Origin of the sequence: Oceanobacillus senegalensis, assembly GCF_900176885.1 — a bacterium.
Lineage (GTDB): Bacteria > Bacillota > Bacilli > Bacillales > Amphibacillaceae > Oceanobacillus > Oceanobacillus senegalensis.
Genome location: NZ_LT839648.1, coordinates 506608 through 519492, shown reverse-complemented (window position 1 = coordinate 519492; position 12885 = coordinate 506608). Strand labels below are relative to the sequence as shown.

The 12885-nt window shown below is 36.5% G+C and carries 14 protein-coding genes and 1 other annotated feature; of the genes, 6 read left to right on the top strand and 8 right to left on the bottom strand.

Going from position 1 to position 12885, the window contains the following annotated elements:
- Position 1: 1 nt before the first annotated feature.
- The 3 genes from CAO17_RS02380 to CAO17_RS02370 all read left to right on the top strand — a co-directional run bounded on the left by CAO17_RS02380 (position 2) and on the right by CAO17_RS02370 (position 2651).
- On the top strand, positions 2-775 hold the full coding sequence (locus CAO17_RS02380; RefSeq protein ID WP_179151872.1) for an ABC transporter ATP-binding protein: 774 nt from the start codon (positions 2-4) through the stop codon (positions 773-775).
- A complete protein-coding gene (locus CAO17_RS02375; protein ID WP_085991231.1) occupies positions 772-1530 on the top strand; it encodes an ABC transporter permease in 759 nt (252 codons plus the stop codon). The genes CAO17_RS02380 and CAO17_RS02375 overlap by 4 nt, the downstream gene beginning before the upstream one ends.
- An 89-nt stretch (positions 1531-1619) precedes the next feature.
- Entirely contained in the window at positions 1620-2651 is a 1032-nt protein-coding gene (locus tag CAO17_RS02370; protein ID WP_085991230.1) for an ABC transporter substrate-binding protein, read from the top strand.
- A gap of 307 nt (positions 2652-2958) precedes the next feature.
- Here CAO17_RS02370 and CAO17_RS02365 read toward each other — a convergent pair whose 3' ends face one another.
- The 6 genes from CAO17_RS02365 to kynU form a co-directional block, all read right to left on the bottom strand.
- The gene (locus tag CAO17_RS02365; RefSeq protein WP_179151871.1) at positions 2959-3885 is read right to left on the bottom strand and encodes a DUF4349 domain-containing protein; all 927 of its coding nucleotides are present in this window, start codon (positions 3883-3885) and stop codon (positions 2959-2961) included.
- Between the two features lie 207 nt (positions 3886-4092).
- Positions 4093-4512 (bottom strand): universal stress protein, encoded by a 420-nt coding sequence (locus CAO17_RS02360; RefSeq protein ID WP_085991228.1) that lies wholly within the window; start codon positions 4510-4512, stop codon positions 4093-4095.
- Between the two features lie 236 nt (positions 4513-4748).
- The gene (locus tag CAO17_RS02355) at positions 4749-4967 is read right to left on the bottom strand and encodes a hypothetical protein (protein WP_085991227.1); all 219 of its coding nucleotides are present in this window, start codon (positions 4965-4967) and stop codon (positions 4749-4751) included.
- A gap of 224 nt (positions 4968-5191) precedes the next feature.
- On the bottom strand, positions 5192-5824 hold the full coding sequence (kynB, locus tag CAO17_RS02350) for an arylformamidase (protein ID WP_085991226.1): 633 nt from the start codon (positions 5822-5824) through the stop codon (positions 5192-5194).
- A 73-nt stretch (positions 5825-5897) separates the two neighbouring features.
- Positions 5898-6734: a tryptophan 2,3-dioxygenase gene (kynA, locus tag CAO17_RS02345; RefSeq protein ID WP_425435903.1), complete on the bottom strand. Its 837-nt coding sequence runs from the start codon at positions 6732-6734 to the stop codon at positions 5898-5900.
- A 51-nt stretch (positions 6735-6785) separates the two neighbouring features.
- Positions 6786-8072, bottom strand: coding sequence for a kynureninase (gene kynU / locus CAO17_RS02340; RefSeq protein WP_085991225.1), 1287 nt, complete (start codon positions 8070-8072; stop codon positions 6786-6788).
- 365 nt (positions 8073-8437) lie between these two features.
- Here kynU and CAO17_RS02335 point away from each other — a divergent pair, with 365 nt between their 5' ends.
- Positions 8438-8629, top strand: coding sequence for a DUF4177 domain-containing protein (locus CAO17_RS02335; RefSeq protein WP_085991224.1), 192 nt, complete (start codon positions 8438-8440; stop codon positions 8627-8629).
- A 104-nt stretch (positions 8630-8733) separates the two neighbouring features.
- Here the strand turns inward: CAO17_RS02335 and CAO17_RS02330 are convergent, their stop codons facing one another.
- Positions 8734-9588, bottom strand: coding sequence for an SAM hydrolase/SAM-dependent halogenase family protein (locus tag CAO17_RS02330; protein ID WP_085991223.1), 855 nt, complete (start codon positions 9586-9588; stop codon positions 8734-8736).
- Positions 9589-9642: 54 nt separating this feature from the next.
- Positions 9643-9912: a binding site (T-box leader), on the bottom strand.
- 412 nt (positions 9913-10324) lie between these two features.
- Here CAO17_RS02330 and CAO17_RS02325 point away from each other — a divergent pair.
- On the top strand, positions 10325-10804 hold the full coding sequence (locus CAO17_RS02325) for a hypothetical protein (protein ID WP_085991222.1): 480 nt from the start codon (positions 10325-10327) through the stop codon (positions 10802-10804).
- A gap of 97 nt (positions 10805-10901) precedes the next feature.
- Here the strand turns inward: CAO17_RS02325 and CAO17_RS02320 are convergent, their stop codons facing one another.
- Complete coding sequence (locus CAO17_RS02320) at positions 10902-12311, bottom strand: SpoVR family protein (protein WP_085994382.1); 1410 nt, start codon at positions 12309-12311, stop codon at positions 10902-10904.
- A 132-nt stretch (positions 12312-12443) separates the two neighbouring features.
- On the opposite strand from CAO17_RS02320, the gene ymzB reads away from it, so the two are divergent.
- Complete coding sequence (gene ymzB / locus CAO17_RS02315) at positions 12444-12794, top strand: protein YmzB (protein WP_085991221.1); 351 nt, start codon at positions 12444-12446, stop codon at positions 12792-12794.
- Positions 12795-12885 lie beyond the last annotated feature (91 nt).

Sequence of the window (12885 nt, the reverse complement as noted above, 5' to 3'; positions counted from 1 at the left end):
ATTGTTTCTTGAAATCAATCAAGTCGGAAAAACATTTACGACAGAAGAAAAGCAATTTCAGGTTTTTTCTGACATCAACTTAGATATACCAGAAAATCAGTTTGTTTCCATTCTTGGCCCCTCCGGATGTGGTAAATCTACGTTACTATCTATGGTTGCTGGGCTTGAGGATACTTCAGAAGGATCCATTATCCTTCAAGGAAACAAGATTACTAGTCCGGGCCCTGACAGGGGCATGGTCTTTCAACAGCCATCTCTTTTTCCTTGGTTAAATGTTCATGACAACATTACCTTTCCATTAAAGGGAAAAATGAGTAAGAAGGAAGCTGATAAACGAGCGACGCATTTCTTAAAGATGGTGCAATTAAGTCGCTTTAGGGATAATTATATTTTTGAGCTTTCAGGTGGGATGCAGCAGCGTGTGGCCATTGCTCGTGCTCTAGCGATGGATCCAAAGGTACTACTCATGGATGAACCTTTTGGTGCACTGGACGAACAAACGCGACACATTATGCATGATGAATTAATGAAGATTTGGCAGGAGACCCAAAAAACTATTCTATTTGTCACCCATAGCATCACAGAAGCTATTAAACTATCAGATCGGATTGTTGTGATGGGCACAAGACCAGGTCGAATCATTGCCGATATTAAGGTTGACATAGCTAGACCAAGAGAACGTGGAAATCTTGAATCAATTGAACTAGAAAAAGAAATTATGGATTTACTTGAAGGGGAAATCAATAAAGTACTAAAGGAAGAGTTATCAAGATGAAGAAATTTAATATTATTATCAAAAGAATTGTATTCCTAGCCGTTGTCATTGCAATATGGCAATTAATCTTTGCTTTAGGTATTTTTGAAGAAATTATTTTTCCATCCCCTTTGAAAGTTTTTACTGCTTTATATGAAGGTTTTTCTAGTGGCGATTTCGTTATTGCTCTCGGTGCAAGCTTTAAGCACTTATTTAGTGGTTTATCCTTAGCTATTGTAATTGGAACTGTGATTGGAGTTATCTTTGGGAAATCAAAACAAGCGGATGAAACAGCTGGCATGTATTTAATTGCCTTACAAAGTATTCCAAGTATTGTCTGGGTTCCACTAGCAATAATGATATTTGGATTTTCTGAGTTTGCCGTTATATTTGTCATCGTGCTAGGTGGAACATTTGTTATGGCACTCAATGTCCGCTCTGCCATCCATAACGTCCCACCACAGCTAGTAAGAGCAGCAAGAACAATGGGGACAAAGAGCTTCTCCCTCTTTTACCGAGTAGAAATTCCGGCAAGTATTCCTTACTTTATGTCAGGCTTACGTCTTGCATGGGCATTCAGCTGGCGGGCATTAATGGCAGGGGAATTATTAAGTAATGGACCTGGGTTAGGCTACACCTTAAGCTATGCACAGGACTACGCACGAATGGATCAAGTCATCGGTATTATTATCATTATCGGAGTCATCGGAGCATTAGTTGATAACTTTGTATTCTCCAAGCTAGAGAAAACAGTTATGAAGCGTTGGGGAATGTAGAAGGTTTTATAAGTGCTGGAACCAAAACTTTTAGGAGTTTTAATCAATGTTTATGAATTACATTTTTCAATATAGAAAGGATGAGTTTGATGAAGAAGTTGTTAGGTTTTTTAGGTCTTATGGTTCTTAGTTTGGTGCTAGCTGCTTGCGGAAGCGGAGATGCAGAGAGTTCCTCTGGAGCCAGTGAAGGAATTCCCGATGAAATTACCATTGGATATTTTCCAAATATTAACCACGTAGCTGGAATGGTGGCGGAAGAGAAAGATTTATATTCTGAAACTTTTCCAGATGGCACTAAGGTAAACTATCAATATTTTCCAGACGGATCTTCATTTATGACAGCACTTGCTGCTGGTGAAATAGAAGGTGGGCTTGTTGGACCAGGACCAGCCATGAACCATTTTACAAGTGGATCTGAAGTCAATGTTATTGCGGCTGGTTCTACTGGAGGTACAGTCATTATGGCAAGAAATGATGCTAATATTGAGACTCCTGAAGATGTAGCAGGAAAAACATTTATCTCTCCACGTGTAGGCTGTACACATGACGTACAATTTGAAACATTAATGAGTGAGGTTTACAACTTGACTTCAGATCGTGTTGGTGGCGAAATGAAGCATGTCACTGGAGAGCCTGCAACCTATCATAGTATGTTTGTATCTGGAAAAGTGGATGTAGCAACTGTTCCAGAACCATGGGCATCTGCAATTGAGGAACAAGGAAGTGGTAAGGTCCTTATCGACACGCCAGATGTTGCATATGGAGAAACCCTACCAGCAGCAGTCTTCGTAACATCTCAAGATTTAGTTAATAATAATCCTGATCTCGTTCAAAGTATTGTGAATGGTCACAAAAAGGCTACCGATTTTATCAATGAAAACCCAGAAGAAGCAAAAACTATCGCTAGAGAAAAAATTGCCGATATCACTGGCCAAGAGCTTTCTGCTTCAGTAATTGACAGAGCGTGGAACCGTATTAACTTCACATATGAAGTAGATGGAGAAGTATTACAAGATTTCGCTAATTCTTCCTATGAATTAGAATTCCTAGATGAAAAGCCAAACCTAGAAGGATTAGTAAATACTAGCTTTATTGAAACAGAAGTAGCTAGTACTGAGTGACAGAAAAGCTGTGGATTGTCTTAGATCCACAGCTTTTTTTAGAGAAGTTTTCTAAATGATTGTGCCTTATGAACAAAATATATATGATGTGTATTAACTCTATTCCATATTAGTGCAACGTTGATTTCCACTACGGATAGTCGCGGACCTTAGGGCACGGCCTCAGCCTCCGTAGCGGAAAACCACCGCTTCGGAGACTTCAGACACGTTCTTTTCCCACAGGACAAGGAAGGCTCCCTATCTTAATAAGTTATTGCGCATCATCCTTCTACAGCGACAAAGAAATAAAATCATTAAAGCAGCTTTTTTAATTATCTTTTTTCTTTTGCTTCCGGACGATAAAAATCACAACTGAGGCAATGATTCCGATTAAGAATAAAATTGGCAAATTCCCAATAAAAAATACAAATAAACTGGATGCTGCTGTAATAAGGAAGTTAATACTTTTCAAAAACTGTTGTTTTGTTTTTCCCCAAGTATCTAAATCTCCTTCTCCTATTTCACTTAGACTTGTATCATTTTCCTGAATATAAATGGTTACCGTTGCCAAATCCACTTTGTTCTGTAAATACTTCATACGCCCCGTAATTCGTTCAATCTCTTCTTGAACCTTTGCCAAATCTCCAGATATTTTCAGTAAATCCTCTGTTTTTTCTGCTTGCTCCAAAAAATCTAATAATCGCTCTTCAACCGCACGCTTCGAACTCAATCGTGATTCTAAATCAACATATTCCTCTGTTACATCCTGACCAGAAATCGATCTTTCACGAACCCTACTTCCCTCTTCCACGATTTCAATGAACTCGTGAAATTTTTCCTGAGGAATTCGTGCCGTAATATGTCCACTTGCTGAACGCTCATCATATTCTCCCTGCATTGTCGAGTCTACAATATATCCACCAAAATTTTCTGCCTTTGCCTGAATGTCTGTAATTGCCTTTTCAAGAAGGGGTACTTCTATATTAAGATGGGCCGAATACATTATTTTACGATCAGATTCAATTATTTTTTTCTCTTCTGCAGTTGTAGCTGTATCCTCTTGACTATCCTGCACTTTATTTTCACTTGTATTTTCTCCTGTATAGGAACGCTCTTCGACACCTATTTCTGATTCGGTTGCTGCCATATCCATGGATTCCATATTACTTTGTTCTTGTTCATTGCCGTTTTTACTACATGCAAAAAGCAAACTGAGTAAAGCAACAAATAGAATGATTAAACACCTTTTTACCATTTCATTGCCCCCGTAATAATCTATTTTCATATTAGACGTTATTTACGGAAGTTTGTTACAGAAATTTCAAAAATTAGTAATGAAAATTTAAAATGATGATGGAACCACATGAGTTATGTGTGTATACGGATAGCCTCCACTCCACTATAAACTTTTTACGTAAAAAAATAAGCCATCAAAACATATTGATAGCCTTACTAAATCTATTCATTTTACAATCATAACCGGACAATTGGCATGTTTTGCTACTTTATGACTAACACTTCCTAAGACAAACTCTTGTAAAACATTTAACCCTCTACTCCCAATAACAACCACATCAAAATCATTATCATTTGCATGTTTAACAATTTGTGGTCCCGGTTCTCCGTGTAAGAAGATAATGTCATGGGATACACCTTTGTCCTTTACCATTTGTTCAATATGTTTAATTTGTAATTTCCGCTTATTACTCATATCAGCAGAATTCCAATTTGCTAAAACATCTGCTTTCACTTTGTCATGATCAATCACATAAATCACTTCGATTACAGCGTCTTCATGTAATTTAGCTAATTCAATCGCATGTTCCGCTGCTCGTTTTGCATGTTCTGAACCATCTGTTGCTAAAAGAATTTTTTTATACATCCTATCCCCCCCATTAGTGTCCATCAAATTCATTGACTAATTCTGTTCTCCCCTCATTCAAGCCTTACCCTCAACATGAGTAACATACTATACATACTATACTCACTCGGTCAAAGTATGTGTTCAAAAAGGAGGATAAAAAGAACGTGATGCTTTTAGTAGAAGCACCTTCCCTGTTCACCAACTAGAAACATCGATGTTCATCTTTACCGGACTTTTGAACAACCTATAAAGGATTAAGGATTACACGAAGTACATTTCTTTCTCTCATAATCAGGATAAGATTGATAAAAAAGCTGCCAATCCTCCTCTATCGGTTGGATAGAAAACCATCCGCCTGCCTTCCGTTCCCGTTCCAAACCCTTAGACTTTGGCTCTTTTCTTGGAATGTGAATACATCCTGGTTTATGTATAGTAACCGTCTTTGTTGACTTATCTACGTTGATCCAATACAAGTAAATCCCCCACTTCACGCTATATATACTATCATATAACAAAAAATCCAAGTTTACGATAAAAATTGCAATAAAGATGAATTAAACTGGCTCCTTCCAAAAAAAGCAGCCTATATATGGAAGATTACCATCAAATTATAATGCAAAAGCAGAGTTTACCTATCACAAGCAAGTGTGTCACATCACAAACCACCTTGCTGGTTACAGTTCTCATGAAATTTGCATCATGAGAACTGTCTTCTTAAAACTGCTCGTACTGGACTTGCATCACCACCATAAATGGATAAAGGTAATGCGATTAACTCATATTCTCCTGGATTCACATCTTTTAATACCAAATTTTCCAAGATATATACCCCATTCTCATTTAATGAATGGTGGGCTCTTAAGCTCTTGCTGTTAACTGGATCAACAGAAGGACAATCCGTACCAATCAGATGTATTCCTTTTTCCTTTAGAAATGGGCCAATGTCTTCCCGTAAGACAGGGAAATTGTCCGGAAACTGCTGATCTTTTCTATCCAATGACCTTAATAAAAGACGACTGACCCCATCCAGATTAAATTTTTCCAGTTCTTTTCTTCCAATCATTGTATTTCCTCTGACATCAACAACTTTAGCAAGGCCAACAAATAACGAGACATCCAGTTCATGTACCTTTTCCCCAGTGTTATCATAATGAAACGGAGCATCAATATGCGTACCTGTATGGACACTAGTAGAAATTTCTCCAATATTTGCTGATTTCGTCTGTTCTTTTGTAAAACTTAGCTGATAGGTGAATGGAGTATCGCCAGGCCATGTACCTATCTCATTTGTTAGTACCATTGAAATATCTATCCATTGTTTTTCCTTCATTCTATCACCTACTTTTATTGTATAACAATTCTTTATTGAAGGCTCTTTTTGTATTTTTATTCAAACTCCGCTATTAAAACTCCGTTCGAACATCCCACAACTCTGGAAAAAAACGATGATCTAGAACCTTTTTCAAATAGCCTACACCTGATGATCCACCTGTCCCAACTTTATGTCCAATAATTCTTTCCACTGTCTTCATATGGCGAAAACGCCACTGTGATAACGCATCTTCCACATCAACCATCTTTTCAGCTAATTGATATAAATTCCAATTGTCTGAAGTATTTTCATATACATGTTTCCATGCCTTCTTTACACTAACATCTGCTTCATATGTTTTGGAAAAATCGCGGTTTAATATGTCTGAATGAATATCAAATCCCGATCTAGCCAAGGCTTTAATGGCGGCATCATAAATACTTGGCTGATGATAAGCTTTTTTTAATATATCATGCTTTTCCTGGTCCTTCTTATAAATTTTTAATATCGAGTCTTTTTTATAACCAAGAGCAAACTCCATTAATCGATATTGGTATGACTGAAATCCCGATGCATTTCCAAGTTTATCGCGAAACTCCAAATATTCCGCTGGTGTTAGCGTTGACAGTACTTCCCATGCCTGAATCAACTGATACTGTATTCGGGTGACACGTGCAAGCATTTTAAATGCAGGTTGCATCACTCCATTCTCAATAGCCTCTGTAGCCGCTCTCAATTCATGTAAAATTAGTTTTATCCATAGTTCCTGTACCTGGTGAATAATAATAAATAACATTTCATCATGGTGATTTGTAATGTTTTTTTGGCTAGATAATATGTCGTCTAACTGCAAATAATCGGCATACGTCATTTTATTTTGGAAATCCGTTTGAATTCCTTTTTCTTCATTCGTATGGTTAGCCAATATTATCTACTCCTCCCCACTAATGTAAACGCATACAAAACCTATTATACTTACTCAAGATACAATATCACGCTTGTTTTCAAATTGCTGGTAACGTCCTTCCTTCATCAGCCTTTTCAAAATCTGAACAACTCTCCACACATCTTCAAACGAATTATACAGTGCAACAGGGGCTATACGTATTCCTGAAGGGGGACGAAAGTCAGGGATAATATTTTCTTGTTTCAACGCCTTACAAATTCGTGCGGCCTCAGGATGTTCCAGATAAATGTGGCCACCTCTTCTATTATCTTCTTTTGGATTTGCTATGGTAAAATCATATTCTTGTAACTCGTTTTCGATTAATGTCATCATATATTTAGTTAGTTTAAGAGACTTAGTACGTATTTTATTGATCCCTACTTCTTGAAACATCTCTAAGGAACCTAGTAATGGTGCGGCGCTTAAAACATTTGGTGTTCCAATTTGAAGGGCCCCAGCGGTCGTAGCGGGATTCATCGTTAAATCCATATCAAACTGCATTTTTTTATCCGAACCAAACCAACCACTAAGACCGGGCTTCTTCGGTAAATGTTTCTTATGAACATAAATTCCTGCAGCTGAACCCGGACCACCATTTACATATTTATACGTACACCAAAATGCGAAATCAACCTTCCAATTATCTAATAAATGAGGAAGTGACCCAATCGAATGACATAAATCAAAACCTATTAAAATTCCTTGTTCGTGTGCTTTTTCTGTTATACGTGCTATGTCAAGTAATTGTCCACTGCGATAAAGCACACTTGGAAAGACTGCCAACGCGATTTCATCTGTCATCACATCCAAAATATCCTTCTCTGCTATTATATGTCCATCTTTTGACTTTACAAGAATAAGATGTTCATCTGGATTGAAACCACGTAATTGAAGATGACTTTTTATGGCGTAAATATCAGAAGGGAAGTTCAACTCATCCGCTAATATCTTTGTTCGCTTTCCTTCTGGTTTATAAAATGTGGCAAGAAGTTGATGGAGATTAACTGTGGTTGATCCGGTTATGATCACTTCCTCTTTTTTGGCACCAATTAGACTAGCGCTCATTTCCCCTAACTTCTCGGATAAATAAAACCATGGATGTTTTCCGTTGAGCCATCCATCAATCCCGTGAACTTTCCATGTGTCTAACATAGTTAATAAGGAGTTCTCAGCCCTCTTTGACAAAAGTCCCAAGGAATTACCATCCATATAAATGGTATCCGGTTGACGATAAAATTCATGCTGATAACATCGTAACTCATCTTCTTTATCAAGCTGGTGAGCATAGTCAAGAGATCTATCAAAATTTACCTTTTCCACACAAACCACCTCTTATAATTTTCTGAATAATCCCATTCTATTTTATGACTGATATCATGTCAATATCATCATATCGTTAAATGCTAAATAGGAATCCGGATAGCATACTTCTTTGTTATAACCTGGCAATTCTAATTTAATTGGAAGAAAATGTAGCATTTAATCAAGCGTCAGAGACAAACAATGGAAACAAAGGAGAAATAACTAACCGCCGGAAAAATATAGTTATAAATAATGACTTTCAGAAATAATGCAGATGAATAAAGTGAATCTACAATTAGTGGGTTATTCACCAATGAATCCTTTTATTCTACAACACGTATATTATAAATAAATGACAAAAGTTTCTTGAAGGGGGTCAATGTATGTATGAACATAAATTTGTGAAGGTTAATTTATCATCTTTTAAGCTTAATCCCGAGGAAGATTACCATCAAATTGTGTATGATCATGAAAAGGAAGGTTGGGAGTTAGTGCAAATCTTTGCACCTGGTATAAAACATTATGGGACACCTTCTTTCTTTGAGTTAATTTTTAAACGAAAGCGAGCAGAATAAGCCCTATTGTAGAACAAAAAGCTATTTAATACACAAACAATCATAGTGCTGTTTAAACAAACCTATTCTCTTTTTAGAATAGGTTTGTTTGTCAAAAATAGGCATTACGAGAACTTTCTCTCCATACTTCGAATGCTAATTTTCCAGTTTGCACCTGTCTCAATATGATAAGCTTTAGCAAATGATCCCTGATTGATTGCCACCCCAATTTTATCTAATGAATTGACAAATAAAATGGGTTCCCCTAAATGGCTATCAGCGAAAGAACGACCAAATTTAATAATATTTTTGTAAATATGACGTCGATTATTTTCTATTGTCACTTCCAACGAATCGCCATATTGAATTCCTGCTTCTATAAATATTTCACGCCCAATATTGGTCCATAAGTTTCCAAAGCGAATATCAAGAATATCAATATTTCCTTCGATTCCTTCCTTATCATAACTAGCTTTCGTCAATGGAAGTTCAACCAGTTTTTCTACATCTAGTGTTGGACCCACTTCCTCATAAGAAATAACTCCTGAAGCAAGCCTTGCTCCCGTATAGGCATATACATCTCGTCCATGAAATGTATATGACTCACCAGAATTTGGCAAACGATTAACTTTCTCATCAATAATCCTTGCTTCCACAATCCCAACACTATCTTTAATATGGGTTAATGTTCCATTGTTTGGTGTGACTATATATTGGTTTTTCGCTGTTTTTACTACAACACTTAGACGATCCGTTCCTACTCCTGGATCTACCACAGATACAAAAACAGTCTCTTCTGGCCAATAATTGATCGTCTGAAATAGCCGATACGATCCTTCCCAAATATTATGTTGGGTTATTTCGTGAGTTAAGTTAAAAATACGAATACTCGGGTCGACTGATAGGGCCACCCCATACATTGCACTAACTGCACCATCACTAAGTCCAAAATCAGTTTGTAATACTAAATGTTTACTCAACACGATTCCTCCAACTTCTATGTCAATTAAAAAACCACGTCTTTACCGATTATCGGTAAGGACGTGGTTTGATATACGTGGTACCACCTTACTTTACTACATGCTCACACATGCAGCCTTATCAAGTACGTGAGTCTATAAGCTCTTTATACTGTGGTGTTGATAACGAGCACCAAAACTCGTCGGAACCTACTCATATCAGATGATACGTTCAGCACGAAACTCAAAGGCCATTGTTCAGATTCGTATTTTTACTTCTTTTCAGCTACCGAAGCTCTCTGTGAAAAATAGCAAAATCCTACTTTTCCTTTTCATTGTCTTTAAAAAATACATTTATTTAATTATTAAATTTATTATAGTCCAAAATTTTTGGATAATCAAGAGATTTCTTTCAGTTTATCCTGTCATCGCAAAGTTATTATTTAAATTCGACTTAACCGCGAGGAACAGACTAATACCCACCATTGTGCCCAGGTCTTTTATGGGCTTGCTCGATAAACTTTCTCTAAAAATAGACTCAAAATGATGGACAAATTAACTTGTAACACGATTGGTTTATGAATAAGATATATTAATCATAATTAAAAGTCTGATTACAGGAATCATTTGACTCTTTTTGGCTATGAGGTTATATCGTTTGAAGTAATGATTGTTTAAATATAGAATTATTTTACAAGATCCATAAAATAGCCCAACTTCCAGCTAATTATTAAAAGGGTTTAAAGGGGGTGAAAATGTGACGACCTCCAATAAAAAGTTAAAAAAAGCTGGAATTAGTATAAGAACTGAGTTTTCTTTTATTACGGACGACAAAACCTTAGCTGTTATTTTAGATACCATTGCAGACGAATCTGTAAATATTTCTGGCTATTCTACAACTCGAACCAAAAATAATAAAAATTTTGTAAGGCTTGTACCCGGGACAAGTGAATCCGAAAGCAAGAGAGACCTTCGAGTAGTAAGTAACACACTTCAAGCTCTAAGAACACGTTTTAAAATGGAAAAAATCATTACCATTTCGAATAATAGGATTCCAGATGGTATTCCAGGTGGCTTTAGCAATCTTTATAACCAATTGTGGTGCAGAGTAGAGGTAATATCCTTTTATTTAGGGGAAGATGGATATATTTATCTACATGTATCAAATATAAAAAAGGCACTAGATATTTTACTAAAGAAAAATGTGAAGCCATGTCCTAGTAAGGGTAATAAATGAGTAAATCAACAAAGAGAGTTGAGGATGCTGTAACTAAATAATACAAAAACAACGGTTCTCAAGATTTTCATCACGAGAACCGTCCTTATTGAATCATCTATAGGCTCTTCTTCGACACCCTTTTCCCATCATACGTGTAAAGTACTTCCTTTTTCTCTATAACCGTTTCCATATGAACTTTTCTTCCCCATAATTGATAAATATAAGGTAGAACATGCTCTAAATAATGTAAGTCCAACTCTATGCCCTCATAGTTATGCATGAGATAAAGTTCACCGTTTCGGTCATAATCACCATTATTCACCGTGATATATGGAAATCCACCATTCACTCGCATGGAAACAAGCTGATCTCGAACCGCTTCATAATCCTTTGTGGAAATCCGGTAATCCCTTCCCTTTTTCTCGAACAAATACATATCTTCCTGCTGTGCTAAATCTTTAGTTAGGTAATTACGGATAAATGAAATATCTGATTCAATTTCCCGCACTTCAAAGATTTTTTCCCTACCACTACCAGGCTTATATCCTAATTCTCTCATCTCATCAGTAGGATTATTGTAACGCTCCTCAATATCCTCAAAAATTTTCAATCCTAAATAATAAGGATTAATCTGTGTTTTGGATGGCTGTACAACACCTGCATTTAACTTTGAAAATTCAATCGTTTCCTCTGTCGTTAAATCCATTTCACGTAAAATTCGTTGATGCCAATAGGATGCCCAACCTTCGTTCATGATTTTTGTTTCTAACTGTGGCCAGAAATATAACATTTCTTCCCGCATCATCGTTAAGATGTCACGCTGCCAATCCTCTAACTCGCGGCTATACTCTTCAATAAATAATAATAGGTCCTTTTCAGGTTGTGGCGGGAACTTTTTCACTCTTTTCCTTTTCTTTGGCTTTGTCTCTTCTAATTTCTTATCTAGATCCCAGAGATCATCATAAGGTGTCTTGGTAACATATGATTCCTCTTCTTCTATCTCCTCTTCTATCTCCTCATAAGAAAGCTTGGACTTAATAATCGAAGGGTCAATATGTTCCTGAATAGAAAGAACCGCATCAAGGAATTGCTCTACTTCATCTTTTCCATAAATCATTTCATATTCTGCAATTCGCTCCGCTGTTGCTGTCATACTTTCTACCATATCTCTTCTTGTATTGGAGAAGCGTACATTGTTTTTAAAGAAATCACAATGTGCCAAAACATGTGCAATGATTAGCTTATTTTGTATCAATGTATTCGTATTAAGTAAAAAGGCGTAGCATGGATTTGAATTAATAACTAATTCATAAATTTGACTTAACCCAAGATCATATTGCAGTTTCATTCGATGGAACTGCTTTCCAAAACTCCAGTGCGAAAATCGAGTCGGCATTCCGTATGCACCAAAAGTATAAATAATATCTGCTGGACAAATTTCATAACGCATTGGGTAGAAATCGAGACCAAAATCTGACGCAATTTCCGTAATCTCATCAATCGCGTAAGTAAGTTCTTTTGTCATCGACAAATGTAATCCCCTCCAAACTGGCTTTATACAGTTTATGAAACAAGTTATAAATAATGAACCACGAAATGCGTTTATCCTGTATGATTTTCCGAAACGGAGGGAAAATTTAATACAGGAGGGATAACCATGGATCAGCTCTTTTTGTCTATCGAAGAATTTAATGAATTAATTAAACAATGGAACGGCCGAAAAATTAAAATAGTAAAACATGAATTAGATGATTTTGATGAAACATTAATGGATTTAAGTGCCATCTCCTATTCGAAAAATCCAAATACAATAGATGATTATGAATCCATGTATTCGTTAAATTTAAATGGTAGTGGTGTCATCGAAACAACTACCAACAACTTTGAGTCTCTACCATCCGAGCTTTATGAAATTCCACTAGAAAACTCTGCCTTGTATGAATTTGAAGGAAATCGATTTATTGTGAGTACTTCTAGAGGGGTTTACACCATTGAACTTGCGGAGTGATTGTTGAAAAATAGGGATATGGTTCCTTTTAGATATTATTCTTGTTGTCTTTACATTCTCGCTTTTGCTCTCTAGGGCCCCACGTTCCGCT

Bases quoted from the DNA above. Each gene is read 5' to 3' on its own strand.
- ymzB (WP_085991221.1), top strand. From the start codon at position 12,444: ATGGATCAGCTCTTTTTGTCTATCGAAGAATTTAATGAATTAATTAAA.
- CAO17_RS02365 (WP_179151871.1), bottom strand. From the start codon at position 3,885: ATGGTAAAAAGGTGTTTAATCATTCTATTTGTTGCTTTACTCAGTTTG.
- CAO17_RS02375 (WP_085991231.1), top strand. From the start codon at position 772: ATGAAGAAATTTAATATTATTATCAAAAGAATTGTATTCCTAGCCGTT.
- CAO17_RS02360 (WP_085991228.1), bottom strand. From the start codon at position 4,512: ATGTATAAAAAAATTCTTTTAGCAACAGATGGTTCAGAACATGCAAAA.
- CAO17_RS02370 (WP_085991230.1), top strand. From the start codon at position 1,620: ATGAAGAAGTTGTTAGGTTTTTTAGGTCTTATGGTTCTTAGTTTGGTG.
- kynB (WP_085991226.1), bottom strand. From the start codon at position 5,824: ATGAAGGAAAAACAATGGATAGATATTTCAATGGTACTAACAAATGAG.
- CAO17_RS02320 (WP_085994382.1), bottom strand. From the start codon at position 12,311: ATGACAAAAGAACTTACTTACGCGATTGATGAGATTACGGAAATTGCG.
- CAO17_RS02335 (WP_085991224.1), top strand. From the start codon at position 8,438: ATGTATGAACATAAATTTGTGAAGGTTAATTTATCATCTTTTAAGCTT.